Source organism: Neobacillus sp. PS3-12 (assembly GCF_030915385.1).
Classification (GTDB): Bacteria; Bacillota; Bacilli; order Bacillales; family Cytobacillaceae; genus JAEVLT01.
In genome coordinates, this window is sequence record NZ_CP133268.1 from 3,104,767 (window position 1) to 3,120,317 (window position 15,551).

Annotated in this window: 13 protein-coding genes and 1 pseudogene; 6 read left to right on the forward strand and 8 right to left on the reverse strand. The window is 40.2% G+C overall.

The genetic code is table 11. The features are described 5' to 3' along the window. The first annotated feature begins 28 nt into the window (after positions 1–28). The 3 genes and pseudogenes from RCG17_RS15840 to RCG17_RS15850 all read left to right on the forward strand — a co-directional run bounded on the left by RCG17_RS15840 (position 29) and on the right by RCG17_RS15850 (position 4,250). Complete coding sequence (locus RCG17_RS15840) at positions 29–1,228, forward strand: ornithine--oxo-acid transaminase (RefSeq protein ID WP_308175857.1); 1,200 nt, start codon at positions 29–31, stop codon at positions 1,226–1,228. A gap of 93 nt (positions 1,229–1,321) precedes the next feature. Then, positions 1,322–2,547, forward strand: a pseudogene (locus RCG17_RS15845) (Glu/Leu/Phe/Val dehydrogenase). Positions 2,548–2,660: 113 nt separating this feature from the next. Continuing rightward, positions 2,661–4,250 carry an amidohydrolase gene (locus tag RCG17_RS15850; protein ID WP_308171120.1) on the forward strand — a complete coding sequence of 530 codons (1,590 nt, stop codon included), beginning with the start codon at positions 2,661–2,663 and terminating at the stop codon, positions 4,248–4,250. Positions 4,251–4,288: 38 nt separating this feature from the next. On the opposite strand, the gene RCG17_RS15855 is transcribed toward RCG17_RS15850, so the two are convergent. Together RCG17_RS15855 and RCG17_RS15860 are read right to left on the reverse strand one after the other, a co-directional pair. After that, positions 4,289–5,776, reverse strand: coding sequence for an amino acid permease (locus RCG17_RS15855; protein WP_308171121.1), 1,488 nt, complete (start codon positions 5,774–5,776; stop codon positions 4,289–4,291). A gap of 334 nt (positions 5,777–6,110) precedes the next feature. Then, on the reverse strand, positions 6,111–6,293 hold the full coding sequence (locus RCG17_RS15860) for a hypothetical protein (RefSeq protein ID WP_308171122.1): 183 nt from the start codon (positions 6,291–6,293) through the stop codon (positions 6,111–6,113). A gap of 147 nt (positions 6,294–6,440) precedes the next feature. On the opposite strand from RCG17_RS15860, the gene RCG17_RS15865 reads away from it, so the two are divergent. Next, entirely contained in the window at positions 6,441–7,994 is a 1,554-nt protein-coding gene (locus RCG17_RS15865; protein ID WP_308171123.1) for an NAD(P)H-hydrate dehydratase, read from the forward strand. Positions 7,995–8,132: 138 nt separating this feature from the next. Here RCG17_RS15865 and RCG17_RS15870 read toward each other — a convergent pair whose 3' ends face one another. The 6 genes from RCG17_RS15870 to RCG17_RS15895 form a co-directional block, all read right to left on the reverse strand. Next, complete coding sequence (locus RCG17_RS15870; RefSeq protein WP_308171124.1) at positions 8,133–8,609, reverse strand: ABC transporter permease; 477 nt, start codon at positions 8,607–8,609, stop codon at positions 8,133–8,135. Next, positions 8,576–9,292, reverse strand: a complete 717-nt coding sequence (locus RCG17_RS15875; protein ID WP_308171125.1) for an ABC transporter permease — start codon at positions 9,290–9,292, stop codon at positions 8,576–8,578. The genes RCG17_RS15870 and RCG17_RS15875 overlap by 34 nt, the downstream gene beginning before the upstream one ends. A 9-nt stretch (positions 9,293–9,301) precedes the next feature. Beyond that, on the reverse strand, positions 9,302–10,501 hold the full coding sequence (locus RCG17_RS15880) for an ABC transporter permease (protein ID WP_308171126.1): 1,200 nt from the start codon (positions 10,499–10,501) through the stop codon (positions 9,302–9,304). Further along, positions 10,498–11,448: an ABC transporter ATP-binding protein gene (locus tag RCG17_RS15885; protein ID WP_308171127.1), complete on the reverse strand. Its 951-nt coding sequence runs from the start codon at positions 11,446–11,448 to the stop codon at positions 10,498–10,500. Before RCG17_RS15885 ends, RCG17_RS15880 begins: the two co-directional genes overlap by 4 nt. Before the next feature lie 139 nt (positions 11,449–11,587). Next, on the reverse strand, positions 11,588–12,259 hold the full coding sequence (locus RCG17_RS15890; RefSeq protein WP_308171128.1) for a response regulator: 672 nt from the start codon (positions 12,257–12,259) through the stop codon (positions 11,588–11,590). Continuing rightward, the gene (locus tag RCG17_RS15895) at positions 12,256–13,473 is read right to left on the reverse strand and encodes a sensor histidine kinase (RefSeq protein WP_308171129.1); all 1,218 of its coding nucleotides are present in this window, start codon (positions 13,471–13,473) and stop codon (positions 12,256–12,258) included. The genes RCG17_RS15890 and RCG17_RS15895 overlap by 4 nt, the downstream gene beginning before the upstream one ends. Before the next feature lie 185 nt (positions 13,474–13,658). Between RCG17_RS15895 and RCG17_RS15900 the strand changes: the two genes are divergently transcribed. Continuing rightward, a complete protein-coding gene (locus tag RCG17_RS15900; RefSeq protein ID WP_308171130.1) occupies positions 13,659–14,420 on the forward strand; it encodes a MerR family transcriptional regulator in 762 nt (253 codons plus the stop codon). A 166-nt stretch (positions 14,421–14,586) separates the two neighbouring features. Further along, the gene (locus RCG17_RS15905; protein WP_308171131.1) at positions 14,587–15,480 is read left to right on the forward strand and encodes a DMT family transporter; all 894 of its coding nucleotides are present in this window, start codon (positions 14,587–14,589) and stop codon (positions 15,478–15,480) included. Positions 15,481–15,551 lie beyond the last annotated feature (71 nt).

Here is a 15,551-nt window from a genome sequence, read left to right on the forward strand (position 1 = left end):
GCCAATTTACAAGGGGGATAATAAAATGATGGCAACAAAAACAAATTCATCTGAAATTATTGAGAAAACAGACAAGTTTGGGGCACATAACTATCATCCGCTGCCAATTGTGATTTCAAAAGCCGAGGGAGTATGGGTAGAAAATCCTGAAGAAACTCGCTATATGGACATGCTTAGCTCCTATTCTGCATTGAACCAAGGGCATCGTCATCCAAAAATCATTCAAGCCTTAAAAGACCAAGCAGACAAAGTAACGTTAACATCAAGGGCTTTCCATAATGACCAGCTAGGTTTCTGGTATGAAAAAATTTGTCAACTAACCAATAAGAATATGGTGCTGCCAATGAACACAGGAGCGGAAGCGGTTGAAACCGCTCTCAAAACAGTAAGACGCTGGGGCTATGATGTGAAAGGAATTCCTGGCAACCAAGCAGAAGTTATTGCTTGTGTCGGAAATTTCCACGGTCGTACTATGGGAGCTGTTTCATTGTCATCTGATCCAGAGTACAAACGGGGCTTTGGTCCGCTTTTATCAGGAATAAAATTAGTTCCATATGGTGACATTGAAGCATTAAAGGCAGCCATCACACCGAATACCGCAGCATTTTTAGTTGAGCCAATTCAAGGAGAGGCTGGGATTGTGATTCCGCCGCATGGATTCTTAAAAGCAGCATCACATTTGTGTAAAGAAAACAATGTATTGTTTATTGCTGATGAAATCCAAACAGGCCTTGCTCGTACTGGAAAAATGTTTGCATGTGATTGGGAAGATTTGATACCTGATGTCTATATTTTAGGAAAAGCACTAGGCGGCGGAGTGATGCCAATCTCCTGTGTTGCTGCAAATTCTGATATTCTTGGCGTCTTTAACCCGGGTTCACATGGGTCCACATTTGGAGGCAATCCACTTGCTTGTGCCGTTTCCCTAGCAGCTTTGGAGGTAATTGAGGAAGAAAGCCTTGCCCAAAGATCACTTGAATTAGGGAAATACTTCATTGACGAATTAAAAACGATTGAAAACCCTATTATTAAAGAAATTAGAGGAAAAGGTTTATTTATCGGGGTTGAGCTGACTGAAGCAGCAAGACCTTATTGTGAGAAGTTAAAAGAGGAAGGTCTATTGTGTAAGGAAACCCATGATTTTGTTATCAGATTTGCACCGCCTCTGATTATCACGAAAGATGAAATTGATTGGGCATTGGAGCGGATTAAAAAGGTATTATCATAGGCCCTATAAAAAATTATCCTATTAGAGGTGGCAACCATGGCTGTAATAGAAAAGATATTGAAGCAAGAGCAAGAAGATCAGGAGTCGTTAACTATGCTTCAGTCCACACAATCCGTAATCCATGAGGCCTTAACGAAATTGGGCTATAAGGATGAAATGTTTGAATTATTAAAAGAACCGTTAAGGCTGCTAACAGTCCGCTTTCCGATCAGAATGGATGACGGCTCTGTTAAAGTATTTACCGGGTACCGTTCACAGCATAATGATTCGGTTGGTCCGACAAAAGGCGGCATTCGCTTCCATCCTGAAGTAGATGCAGCTGAGGTTAAAGCATTGTCGATTTGGATGAGTTTAAAATGTGGTATTACCAACCTGCCATTTGGTGGAGGAAAGGGTGGCATTATCTGCGACCCGCGCCAAATGTCATTGCGAGAATTAGAGAGATTGAGCAGGGCTTATGTTCGCGCGATCAGTCAAATTGTGGGTCCTAATAAAGATATTCCAGCACCAGATGTTTATACCAATTCTCAAATTATGGCGTGGATGATGGATGAATACAGCCATTTACGCGAATACGATTCACCAGGGTTTATCACCGGGAAACCAATCGTATTAGGCGGATCCCAAGGACGTGAAACGGCAACTGCCCGTGGGGTAGCCATCGTGATTGAAGAAGCCGCAAAGAAAAAGGAATTGATCTAAAGGGTGCTCGTGTCGTTATTCAAGGGTTTGGGAATGCCGGCAGTTATTTAGCTAAATTCATGCATGATGCGGGAGCTAAAGTGGTTGGGGTATCCGATGTATACGGAGCCATTGCAGACCCTGATGGACTTGATATCGATTACTTACTAGATCGAAGAGACAGTTTTGGAACTTTTTCAAAGTTATTTACAAATACGATTTCAAATAAAGAATTGTTTGAGTTAGATTGTGATATTCTTGTTCCGGCTGCGATATCAAATCAAATTACAGAAAAAAATGCTTACGATATTAAAGCATCGATTGTCGTAGAGGCAGCGAATGGGCCAACTACTCTCGAAGCAACGAAAATCCTGACAGAACGTGGCGTTTTCCTTGTTCCAGACATTTTGTCCAATGCCGGAGGCGTAACCGTTTCCTACTTTGAATGGGTTCAAAATAATCAAGGCTATTACTGGACCAGTGAAGAAATTGATGAAAAACTTAAGAAGATCATGGTAGATTCTTTTGAAAATATTTACCGTGTTGCAAACACACATAAAGTTAATATGCGTCTGGCTGCATATATGGTAGGGGTTAGAAAATTGGCAGAAGCCTCAAGTTTTCGGGGCTGGGTATAAAGACATGGGGATTGCTCTTCAAAAAAAGAGCAGTCCCCTTTTCCTTTTAAATTGGAACATTAAATAATAGAATGGTTTTATTAATATAACTTAATTAATTAGGGGGAACCATCTTGTCAAAAACAATTTTTACAAATGGAATTATTTATACCCTTGATGAAAACCACCCAATCGTTGAAACAGTCGTCGTCGAAGATGGAAAAATTATCGACTTGGGTTCCCATCATGATATGGCTCTTCAATGGGGAAGATACCATTCAACAACAATTGATTTAAACGGAAAAATGGTCACACCCGGATTAATTGACAGTCACTTGCACCTTTCAGGTATTGCCTTTCATTTCTTGGATTTGGACCTAACAGGGGTTACTTCCAAAAGCAAAATGCTGGATAGAATCAAGGAAAGAGCGAATACAACGGCACCCGGGCAGTGGCTAGTTGGAATGGGCTGGGATGAAAATCTATTTGAAGACGGGGCCATCCCAACTATCGATGAGTTGGATCATGTTGCCCCGCATTGTCCCATCTATCTTAAACGGATTTGCCACCATGCTTTTTTAGTGAACAGCAAAGCTCTGGAAATGTCAGGATACCAACCCGGCAACCCAGTTCCGAAGGGTGGCACTATCGTGCTAGATCCGATTACCAATAAACCAACTGGAATGCTGCTGGAATCCGCCTCTATGCTTATTACTGATCACATTCCTGAAAAAACATATGAAGAGTTAAAAAGCGGTTTGAAAGCAGCCATGGGGTTTGCTGTGAAAAAGGGCTTAACAGGTGCGCACACCAATGATCCTGCTTATTTGGGCGGTCTTGAACAAACGTACAGCCTATATGACGAATTAATTAATAAAGAACAAATTGGATTACGCTGTAATTTGCTTATTGATTTCTCTTTTCTAAAAAGAATGAAAGAAACTGGACTTGTTACGGGATTTGGCAGTGAAAAACTGCAAATTGGCGCAGTAAAGCTTTTTGCCGATGGAGCATTTGGAAGAAGAACAGCATTACTTTCTGAACCCTATCATGACCAGCCCGGCCAGTACGGTGAAGCAATAAAGACAACAGAAGAACTCTATGAAATGGTAAAAGAAGTAAGAGGGGCAGGAATGCCTGTTGCTATCCATACAATCGGGGATCAAGCTTTAGAAAATGTGTTAGATATTCTTGATCAGTTTCCAAGCGTGAACTATCGTGATCGGCTCGTTCATACGTCAATGATCCGAACGGAATTGCTTCCCCGTTTGGCAGTCCCAAACAGGATAGCTGACATTCAGCCGCGTTTTGTGGTTAGTGATTATCCATGGGTATTGGAGAGGATTGGCTTAAAGAGAGAGCAGGACTTATATGCTTGGAAAACCCTGTTATCATCAGGTGTATTATGTGCAGGCGGCTCTGATGCCCCGGTTGAACCTCTTGATCCGTTATTGGGTATTCATGCTGCTGTCACCCGCAAATTCCCTGGCAAAACGGATAAAGGCTGGAATGAAAAAGAAAAGCTGGGGATGCTTGAAGCACTAAAGTTGTTTACCATTGGCGGTGCTCAGGCAACAAACGAAGAAAAGATAAAGGGTACGCTAAGTAGAGGTAAGCTGGCAGATATGACGGTTTTTTCAAATAATCTAATAGCGATGAAGGACCCAGATGAACTTTTGCAAACGAAAATTGAAATGACCATTATTAATGGCAAAATCCAATAGGGACGGTTCGAGAACCGTCCCCATGTATTACCCATATATTAATCATTCCTTGTAAAATCAAACTCAAACTCGCATTCTTCCAGCGGAACCACTTTGGTTTTCCTAATGAATTTATAGCCAAGCCATAAAACAAGGAAGAACGGAATTCCTAAATAAGCTGCTATGACATTGCCCCAATCAATGTGAGGAGCGAGAAATGCCTGATAATCTTGAGCTATAGTTACGATTAAACAAACTGCAATCGCAAATATAGGTCCAAAAGGATACCATTTTGCATGGTATGGCAATTCACTCAAGCTGTGGCCTTGTGCCAGAAATGCTTTTCGGAAGCGATAATGGCTCAATGAAATTCCAAGCCAGAAAATAAAACCAGTAATCCCAATCGAATTCATTAACCACATATAAACAACGCCATCTCCGAAAATAGAGGAAAAGAAAGCAAGCATACCCACGACTGTTGTTAAAATGACGGCTGCTACTGGCACGCCGCGCTTATTTAATCTTGCAAAGATACGAGGTGCCTGTCCTTCTTTTGCCATCGCGTATAACATCCGAGTGGATGCATATAAGCTTGAGTTGCCCGCAGATAACACAGCTGTTAAGATGACGGCGTTCATTAGGGATGCTGCAAATGCAAGACCTGCTTTTTTGAATACAAGCGTAAATGGACTAACCATTACACTATCGCTTTGTAAATTATGATTGGTGTACGGGACAATAAGGCCGACAACGAGTATGGCGAGAACGTAAAAAAGAAGGATTCTCCAAAAAACACTTTTTATAGCCTTTGGTATATTTTTACCAGGATCTTCACTTTCTCCTGCTGCGACACCAACGATCTCAGTCCCTTGGAATGAAAATCCAGCTGCTATGAAAATGATAAAAGTACCTAACATTCCTCCAGGGAATGGTGCCTTACCGACGGTAAAGTTTTTAAAGCCGATCATCTCTCCGCCCATAATTCCAAAAATCATCAGGATACCAACGACGATAAAGATCGTAATGGCTGCCACTTTTATAAAAGAAAACCAATATTCTCCTTCACCATAGCCTCTGACAGATAGATAATTTAACAGGAAAATAAGAACTAAGAATGATAGACTCCATAATAATGAGGGACTGTGTGGAAACCAAAATTTCATAATCATTGTCGATGCCGTTAATTCTGCAGCAATGGTCATTGCCCAGTTAAACCAATACGTCCATCCGAGTGCGAAACCAAATGCGGGGTCAATAAACTTTGTTCCGTACGTGCTAAAAGCTCCACTAGTAGGCATAAAAGCTGAAAGTTCTCCTAAACTAGTCATGACGAAATACACCATTGCTCCTACGAATGCATATGCGAATAAAGCACCACCAGGTCCGGCGGTGTGAATCGCTGCCCCGCTTCCAAGGAAAAGTCCTGTCCCAATTGCCCCTCCAATCGAGATCATCGTTAAATGCCGAGACTTCAACCCTCTTTTAAGCGTTCTTTCTTCTTGTCCTGAACTTTCCGAGACAATAATTTCCTGTTTTTGTATAGCCATTCTCCCTTTGTCCCCTTTCTTATCTTTGAATGGTTGAAAAGTAAACAGTAAAGCGCTTACAATGTTTTAACTAAGAAAAATATTGTAAGTAGAAATGATAAAGATAGAAAGTTATTATGTAATTCGATCATTTCTGAATATTGATATTAGATGCAATTTTCATACCAATGTCATTATGTTACTAAAATATATGAAAATAGCAATATGTGCAAACATATTTTGCAGTTAGGTGCAAAAAATCTCAAGTAAAGTGCAAATAAATTTTGCACAAAAAGGTAGTCGCAAACAAGGGCACAACCAGCTGATATTAGTTGGTTATGCCCTTTTTTAATACTTAGAGGTTAATAAGCTCGTCTTGAAAGCTTTCTAATTGTTGCTGGAGAACTTCTATGTAATGCATCATGGCCATTCTTACAATAGTAGGATAATAGCGATTGTAAAGTTCTTGTTCACATTCTTCTAAATCCATCTTTTTTACTGCAATTGTCTTGTTCAATTCATTTCTATCCATACTCATAAGGAAACTCCTCCACTCTCCCAAGCTATCTATATAGTTAAAGGATAGACAACTTTTTCATAGATTATACAAAAATAAAAGGCAGATGAATCGTCAGAATGAAAAGATGTATAATGAAAGAAATGGGCTGAAAAGGGAGGGCTTCAATTGCTTGCTGCAGGTCAGAAGGAAATGCAAAAGATGGACCAGTATACAATGGAAAAGCTCGGTTTGCCTGGGATTGTCTTAATGGAAAATGCCGGGGCGAAGGTAGTGGAAGAAGTACTAGCGAACTCTTCATTAAAAAATCCACGGGTTGTCGTCATTGCCGAAGGAGGAAATAATGGTGGCGACGGGTTTGTGATTGCCCGCAGATTGTATGATTTGGGAATTGAGACGCTTCTTTGTTTATTGGTGGACCCTGTTCGGATTAAGGGGGATGCAAAGGTCCATTTTGATGTATACATAAATCGAAAGCTGCCGACTTTTTATCTTCATGAAAATACTTTTGAGGCACTTCGAGACGAAATTAACCATGGAGATATCATTGTTGATGCCATTTTGGGAACCGGTGTCAATGGCCCCGTGAGAGATCCTTTTGATAAAGTAATTTCATTAATAAATGAATTTGCAGGGAAGAAAACAATTATCTCTGTCGATATTCCTTCAGGGGTAAGCAGTGATACTGGAAAAGTCGAAGGTTGTGCTGTCAAAGCGGATAGGACCATTACCTTTGTTTTTCCTAAAAAGGGTTTTTTCTTGCTAGATGGTCCTCAATACGTTGGGGAATGGAAAGCTGTTGATATTTCGGTGCCGCCATCCGTTGTCAAAACAATAGGACTGGATTTACCTAAGTTGATTACGGAAGAACTTGGGTCTGCATCCATTCCTGTAAGGCCTAAGCATGGTCATAAGGGAACTTTTGGACATGTTCTTGTCTTTGGGGGATCGCGTAATTTTGTCGGTGCTCCTATCTTTGCAGCAAAAGCTGCCTTATATGCAGGTGCAGGCCTGGTAACCTTGGCTGTTCCAGAAGGGATTTATCCAATGGCTGCAGCGCAAAATCCAGAATCGCTCTATTTGCCATTACCAGAAGAAGATGGATTTTTTGGGGCAGAGGCAATTGAAACCATTTCTTCGCAGCTTGCCCAATTTGACTGTATCGCAGTTGGTCCTGGAATGGGCCGATTTCCTGGGGGAGAAGAGATGCTAAAATCCTTGTTCTCTACCCTTACAGATCAATCGGTTGTTGTTGATGCAGATGCGCTCTTTTTACTGCGAAACAATCTGGATTTGGTACACCAGTATCAGAGGAATGTCATTTTTACTCCACATCCTGGTGAAATGGCTAGATTGTTAAATGAAACAGTTAAGGACGTTGAAGAGAACCGTCTTGAAATCGCTAGTACATTTGCAAAAAATTATCATGTGTATTTGCTTTTGAAAGGACACCGCTCGATTATTGCGACTCCCGATGGAGAGATTTACATCAATCCATATGGTCATGATGCGTTGGGTAAAGGGGGAAGTGGTGATGTACTGACAGGATTGACAGCATCATTCCTTGCCCAAGGTGCAACTCCGCTAGCTGCACTAATATCCGCCAGTTACTTGCATGCCAGGGCAGGGGAAGCGAAAGCAAAAACCTTATCCCATTACGGTGTAGCACCATTGGATATTATTGATGGGGTGAAGGAATTGTTATGTAAACTTGGGGGTTGAGAAAGAAGCGAATAAGAGCTAATCGTTCCACTTCTTAGTGGAAAAGTGAGAGAAGTGGAACGAATAGGAGCTAATCATTTCACTTCTCAGTGAAAAAGCGTTAGAAGCGGAATGAATATGACTCGGCACACGAACCCATTATTCATACCGAATTCTCGTCATCCCAACAACAAGGAATGTTACAGCAAAGGCAAGCAGCACACATACAGGTCCAATGATATCGGAGATGGTTCCGCCCCGTGCAATTAACTCCGTAAACCCTCTCATCGCCCATGTTTGAGGGATAAAGTCAGCAATTTTTTGCATAAAGGTTGGTACAATATCAAGCGGCCAGTAAACACCGCCGAGCATACATGTAGCCGTAATAATCACACTTCCAAGGGCGCTCTGCTGTTCGGCTGTTTTGACAAATCCGGAAATAAACAAACCTAAACCAACAACACATAATAACAAGGCGGACACGAGAACGGCGATCCCTGCTGCATTGCCCCATTGTACTCCAAAAAGGAGGCTTGAGGCGGCCATTAATACGCCAAATTGAATCCAGCCAATTAGAAAGAATGATAAGAAATATCCAGCCATTATTTCATATCTGGCTGTTGGTGTCGATAACAAGCGCGCCCACACCCCGCTTTTCTTGCTTCTAACAAAACCCCCGTCACACTCATCATGACAATCATCACAAACATTATCGAAAAACCAGCAGAACGAGCTGAATTGCCTCCCATTTCCTGTTTCTGTGTATTTTTTGTAACCGAAACTTTTTGAATAGCTGAAGTGGAGCCAGAACTCTGATGATCCAATTTCTTATACATCCCATCCCATGGCTGATGTGAATAGCTGCTCCATACAGTGGAAGCCTTTGTTTCAATCGCAATTTTTGAAAGGGCATTTGAAACAATTTGGTCTACCATACTTGTGCTTGTAAAATCAGCACTATGCTTAAAATCCACTTTTGGCTGGCTATCGGCAACCAGTTTATTTTGAAATCCTTTTGGTATTTCCAAAAATCCGGTCAGTTTTTTATCTTTTACTTGTTGCACTGCTTCGTCATGACTCATTTTTTTTAGGGTAAAAAGATTGTTATCGCTTAGCGAATCATGGAAACTTTTAGACATCGTTGTGTTGTCTCCGTCAACAAATCCAATTGTCATTTTTGCTGTTGAAGAATCTCCGATTAGGCCGCCAAACAGAAGCGTGAAGAGCAAGGGCATACCAAACATCAGAATATATGACTGCGGCTTCTTTAATAGTTTTTTTAACTCAAATGAGCAAATTGCCCAGATTCTTTTCATCATTAAGCCCCCTTATTTAACCTGCAATCGCCATGTTCCCAGCATGATTGAAACAATGCCGATCAAAAGCAATACAATCATTGGTGTGGTTAATGTATTCCAGGTAGTGCCTGCCATAATATCGATAAAGCTGGATAATGCCCATTTGTTTGGAGCAATATTGGCTACCATTTGCATTGTTTTTGGAAAAATGGTCAATGGAATCATTGAACCGCCGAGGATTGAGAATACTTGAACACCCACTCCGCCAACTGTATCTGCTGTTTTTGAACTTTTCATGATAGCTGCAAACAGCATGGCAAGACCTGAAACTGCAATCGAGTATGCCAAACCAATTAATCCTGTTTGCAGTATATTTCCGCCCCAATTCACGTGAAAAAGCAAATTTGTTACAACTAGGAATATAGTAAATTGTGCGACAACAAAATACAGATTGCCTAAAAATTTCCCTGCTAAGATCGAAAGCTTGCTAGTTGGTGAGCTCATTAAACGGGCTAATGTTTCCGTCTCGCGCTCATTGATAATTGATTTAGCCCCATTTATAACATTAAATAATAGGAACATCGCCGCCATGGCTGCTGCATAATACTGCATCCCGCTGACTTGTTTTTTTCCAATCGAGCTTGCTTGAACATAACCTTGATTCTGTTTAGCCAGCTGATTTAGCGAGGAGGTTAATTCACTAGCTAAGTTTTGCATTCCAACAGGTGTTAAGGTTTGTGCAGATGCTGTCAGGACTGTTTTGGTAGAAGAAGATGTAATCTCAACTCGGTTAACAAAGGTTTGTAACACTGATTCAATAATCGAGCCATTAAGTTCTTTACCAGGGTCGGTTAATAGCTTAACCTGCTTTAACTGCCCATCCTGTAGATTCCCGCTCCATTCTTTAGGGATACTAATGCCTGCATCTATTTTTTCATCCCGCAGTAAACTCTTAAGCTCATTCTCTGACTTAACTTTCTTCACTGATACTAGTTTTTTTAAGTCTTTTCCTTTTAAAACGTCATCAACGAAAATTTTGGCAATGGCATCGTTATCCGGCTGCACGATCCCTACAGTGGTTTTCGGGAGACTTGTTTCTGCCATTATTCCGCTCAAGGCAGTACCCAAAATTGCGGTTAAAATAATCGGGAAAAAGATCATCATGAAAAATCCCTTTCGGTCAGTAAAGCGGATCTTGAAATCTTTCCAAGCGATAATTAAACTTTTCATAAGTTCATTCCCCCTAATCCCGTAAAAGGCCAGGTTAATTGTAAAAACAATGATTCCAGGTTAGGCTCCTGTACTTGAATAGAGGAGACCACCACGTTGTTTTTAACAGCAGCAGTTACTAATTCACCTAAAGCTTGATGGCCTGAGTTTACGAAAATTTCTATAGTCTTTTCTTCTTCATTCCCTATCACCTTTTCTGTAATTGGCAGGGAATTTATTTCATCTAATAAACTAGATTTGAAAACATTGACTTCCATTTTGATAATGGTTCCGCCGGAAAGGCGATTGCATAAATCGTCTTTCGTTCCAATGGCAATGACTTCTCCATGGTCAATGATACCGATGCGTTCGCACAGAAATTCAACTTCCTCCATATAATGGCTCGTATAGATAATGGTCATTCCCTCTTTATTTAGCTCTTTTACAGTCTCTAATATATGATTTCTTGATTGAGGGTCAATCCCGACTGTCGGTTCGTCCATAATTAATAATTCTGGTTTATGCATGAGGGCAGCCCCGATATTAATCCTGCGTTTCATGCCGCCTGAAAATGTTTCAATCTTGTCTTTTGCCCGGTCATGAAGCCCGACGAAATCCAATACTTCATCGGCCCTTTTTTTCACATTGCGGCCTGATAATCCGTACATTTTTCCCCAAAAAAGCAAATTATCTCTGGCAGACATGGTTGGATATAAGGCGATATCCTGGGGAACGACCCCAATCTTTCTTTTAATCTCTAATGGACGATCCTTCACGGAAAATCCACCAACGGTAATCTCGCCCTCATTGTAGGGGAGGAGACCGCAAATCATTGAAATCGTTGTTGATTTGCCAGCCCCATTTGGCCCCAAGAGCCCAAAGGCTTCTCCTTTTTCAACTGAAAAGGTAACGCCCTTTACTACTTCTGTTTTCCCAAAGCTTTTTCTTACTCTATTTACATGAAGCATATTTGCCCAACTCCTTGCTCTTTGTTTATAGTCATATCTTATAATGAATCCCTTTTTATTCCATCTGTCTTGCGATAGAATCTAAAAAAACGGGACAACCATATTTGAGTTGTCCCGTTGTCGATCCATATGCTAAAAGTCATGTCTCAAAAGTAGTGATCCCATAACGGACGGCAAATATAGCGGCCTGTGTGCGATCTCTTAACTCCAATTTACTTATGATATTGGATACATGATTTTTTACTGTTCCTTCAGTGATAAATAGTTTATCAGCCATTTCTTTATTGCTGCAGCCATGACCTAATTGAACTAACACTTCCCGTTCCCGTTCCGTTAATTCTTTAATACTGTTTGGTGCTTGAAGTGAATTCTTCTGGGTTTCAAGTTCATTTGTTCTTTTTAACTCTTTTAATACTTGTGTTGTTAATTCAGGTGGCAGTACCACTCCACCTGCATAAACCGTCATGATTGCTTGGACAATGGTATCTGTTGGCATATCCTTGAGAAGATACCCACTTGCTCCTTCTTCCAAAGCTTCAAAAATCAGCTCGCTATCTTTAAATGTCGTTAACATTAATACCTTAACATTTGGCAGGTGCTTACTGATCAACTTTGTTCCTTCAACGCCATTTATGTTTGGCATGCGTATGTCCATTAATACTAAGTCGACACCAAGTTCTTTGGCTTTTTCAAATGCTTCCTGGCCATTTTTTGCAGTCCCCGCCACATTGATTTCTGAGCGTAAGTTTAAAATAGTGGCCAGTCCGTCTCTCATTAATTCTTGGTCATCTGCGATAAGAATATTGATCATTGTGTCCCCCTTAAACTCCAGTGAAATGTTTTGATCGGCAACTCCACTTTTACCTTAAATCCTTTTCCTGCATTACTTTCATATTGGATGGACCCGCCATGCTCTAACACTCTTTCGCGCATATTAACGAGACCAAAGCCTGGTTGTACCTTTTTAACACCAATTCCATTATCATCTATTGATATCCCGATAAAATCAGGCTGGCAATCAATACGAGCGTGGCATTGGGATGCATCCCCATGACGTTTAGAGTTAGTGAGTGATTCCTGGATGATGCGAATAATGGTCGGCTGCAGGGAAGTAGGGGTTTTCGCAAGATCACCGGTTATGTCTAGCGACACCTGAACCTTGGTCATTTCGGAAAACTCTTCTAATATATTTTGAATGCGTGCTAAAAAGGTTGTATTGATTCCGTCATCCTCACGTAAAGTCCTGACGGAGGTCCGAATTTCCTCTAAGGCTTCTCTTGTGAGTTTCTCGCATACTTGAATTGTTTCCTTGCTTTTATCAGCATTGAGTGCCATGATTTCACGTGCCAGCTGCAGTTGGACAATTAGAGCAGTCATCTTATGTCCAACCGTATCGTGGATTTCTCTTGCGATTTCGTTTCGCTCCCGAATAACGGTCAATTCTTCAACTTGTTCTGAGTAGAGTCTGAGCTGATCATGAACGCTGGATAATTCTTGATGGGATTTACTTAAGAGTTGATATTGGTTGGCTACTGTTTCCCTTGCTGAATGAAGCTTTCTTATTAGACTGCCTACTCCAGCACAGAATACAATAAACATAAAATTCACTATGTTACTAGGTAGATCAAAGTGATGGGTTTTTGTATAAGTGAAATACAAGATGAAACTCCAAATCAGGAAAAATAAGAAGGTATATGTATAATGGACTGATTTTTGGTCTGTCATAATAAATAGAGTAACAGCAAGGATTCCAAACATAATTAAGTACAAATCAGCTTGGCCGGCAAACAGTACCCCATAACAGGCAATTAATACTAAATCGATAGCGAGTAACCACTTATGATAGGGGACCAATTGGGAAGAAAACTGCAGAAAGTGATTACCGATTAATAAAATCATGGCCATAATCACAAAGATTTTTCGCCAAAGATCACCGTCCCCGCATAGGGAATAATAAATAGCCCCTAAAATGATAAACGTGAAAATCCTGGTTAAACTCAACAGGCTAAAAGGCGGTCTTAACAAAGTGATATTCCCCCTTGAAGTGGATGGAAGTGTAAGTATATTTTACCATTTATAAACAGTTGTAGGAAAATTTTTAGAAGGTTAATAGGGTTTTGAATACATTTTATTTCAGATAAATTTTTACAAAAAGGAATTGACCTTCACGTTACGTAAAGGTGTATCGTGTGAATAGGGGGTTATCAAAGATGGAATATACAGTGCAAAAACTTGGGAAATTAGCAGGAGTCAGCACAAGGACGCTGCGGTATTACGATGAAATTGGTATTCTTAAGCCGGCAAGAATCAATTCATCAGGATATCGGATCTATGGTCAAAAGGAAGTTGACCGTCTGCAGCAGATTCTTTTTTATAGAGAATTAGGTGTTAGCTTGGAGGATATACAAAAAGTCGTAACAGATCCTTCCTTTGATGGGGCAAGCGCACTGAAAGAGCATCGTGAGAAACTCCTGGAAAAAAGAGCGCAATTAGATTTGCTAATTGCCAATGTAGAAAAAACGATTAATCATTCAGAAGGGAGAATCTCTATGTCAAATAAAGAGAAGTTTGAAGGCTTTAAGAAAAAGATGATCGAAGATAATGAGAAACAGTACGGTAATGAAGCCCGTGAAAAGTATGGAAACGAATCGGTTGATCAATCAAATGCCAAACTAATGAATATGACGGAAGAACAATACAAGGAAGTGACTGGATTAGAAAAGCAGCTGAAGGAAACGTTGGCGCAAGCTTTTGCAACTGGTGATCCCGCAGGTCCGCTAGCACAAAAAGCTGCCCAATTACACAAGGAATGGCTCTGCTATTTTTGGAGTCAATATAGTAAGGAAGCTCACGCAGGTCTAGCCCAAATGTATGTCGATGACGAAAGATTCAAAGCAAATTATGATAAAGAACAGCCAGGTACCGCTGAATTTTTAAGAGATGCCATTCTAATTTACACTGGCGTTAATTAGAAGTTATATTTTTAAATAAAAATTCCTTCAAATCTGGAGGGATTTTTTTCTTTCTATAGAGATATATTTAAAATCACTTCAAAAATAGGATACTATATTAGTAAACAATCTTTTAGAGATGCATCGTTTTGTGAAGCGGTGCCAGATTTAATGGGAGAGGTTAGATGTGAAGAGTAAATATAAAATTATTACAGCCATGCTGATCTTCGGAAGTATTGGAATTTTTATCAAAGGAATCCATCTTTCCTCAAGTGAAATTGCATTACTTAGAGGGGTTATAGGTAGTGTATTCCTTATACTAGCAAGTCTTTTTGCTAAACAAAAGCTTTCCTTTCAATCAATTAAAAAAAACCTGGTTCTGCTCATTTTTTCAGGGGCGGCGATCGGGTTTAATTGGATATTGTTGTTTGAAGCATATCGATATACAACCATATCGAACGCTACATTAAGTTATTACTTTGCACCAGTATTTGTGATGATCCTGGCACAGTTTGTACTGAAAGAAAAACTTACACCAGTGAAGACAGGATGCATTTTAGCAGCAATGGCGGGTTTGTTTCTGGTCGTGAACATTGGTGGCTCTTCCGCAGGTACTTCCTATAATCATCCTCTTGGTATTTTATATGGGTTTTTAGCAGCAGCCCTTTATTCAAGTGTAATTTTAATGAATAAATTTATTAAAAACTTATCTGGATTTGAAACAACATTGATACAATTATTGGTTTCTGCCTTGGTACTTTTGCCATATGTGTTGATAAGAGATCATTTTGATTTTTCAGGGGTGGATTCCAAATCCATTGTACTGATCTTGATCGTGGGGATTGTCCATACCGGTATTGCTTATTTTATGTATTTTGGCTCTGTAAAAGAATTATCGGGACAAACTATTGCTGTTTTAAGTTATATCGATCCGATATCAGCGGTATTAATGGCTGCAATCTTTTTAGGGGAGAGCATGAGTATCATTCAAATCATTGGAGGAATACTAATCCTTGGTTCAACTTTTGTCAGCGAGAAAATGGATGTGAAAATGAAAGCGAAGAAAGAGGGTGTTATTTGACATCCTCTTTTTATCGTATGATTGGTAATAAATAATCCGATAATTCCATTTCTATCATTATTGACGTAAGA

What these genes read in the sequence shown, in the direction of transcription:
- RCG17_RS15900 (WP_308171130.1), top strand. Translation starts at nt 13,659, where the DNA reads ATGGAATATACAGTGCAAAAACTTGGGAAATTAGCAGGAGTCAGCACA.
- RCG17_RS15890 (WP_308171128.1), bottom strand. Translation starts at nt 12,259, where the DNA reads ATGATCAATATTCTTATCGCAGATGACCAAGAATTAATGAGAGACGGA.
- RCG17_RS15885 (WP_308171127.1), bottom strand. Translation starts at nt 11,448, where the DNA reads ATGCTTCATGTAAATAGAGTAAGAAAAAGCTTTGGGAAAACAGAAGTA.
- RCG17_RS15840 (WP_308175857.1), top strand. Translation starts at nt 29, where the DNA reads ATGGCAACAAAAACAAATTCATCTGAAATTATTGAGAAAACAGACAAG.
- RCG17_RS15880 (WP_308171126.1), bottom strand. Translation starts at nt 10,501, where the DNA reads ATGAAAAGTTTAATTATCGCTTGGAAAGATTTCAAGATCCGCTTTACT.
- RCG17_RS15855 (WP_308171121.1), bottom strand. Translation starts at nt 5,776, where the DNA reads ATGGCTATACAAAAACAGGAAATTATTGTCTCGGAAAGTTCAGGACAA.
- RCG17_RS15860 (WP_308171122.1), bottom strand. Translation starts at nt 6,293, where the DNA reads ATGAGTATGGATAGAAATGAATTGAACAAGACAATTGCAGTAAAAAAG.
- RCG17_RS15875 (WP_308171125.1), bottom strand. Translation starts at nt 9,292, where the DNA reads ATGATGAAAAGAATCTGGGCAATTTGCTCATTTGAGTTAAAAAAACTA.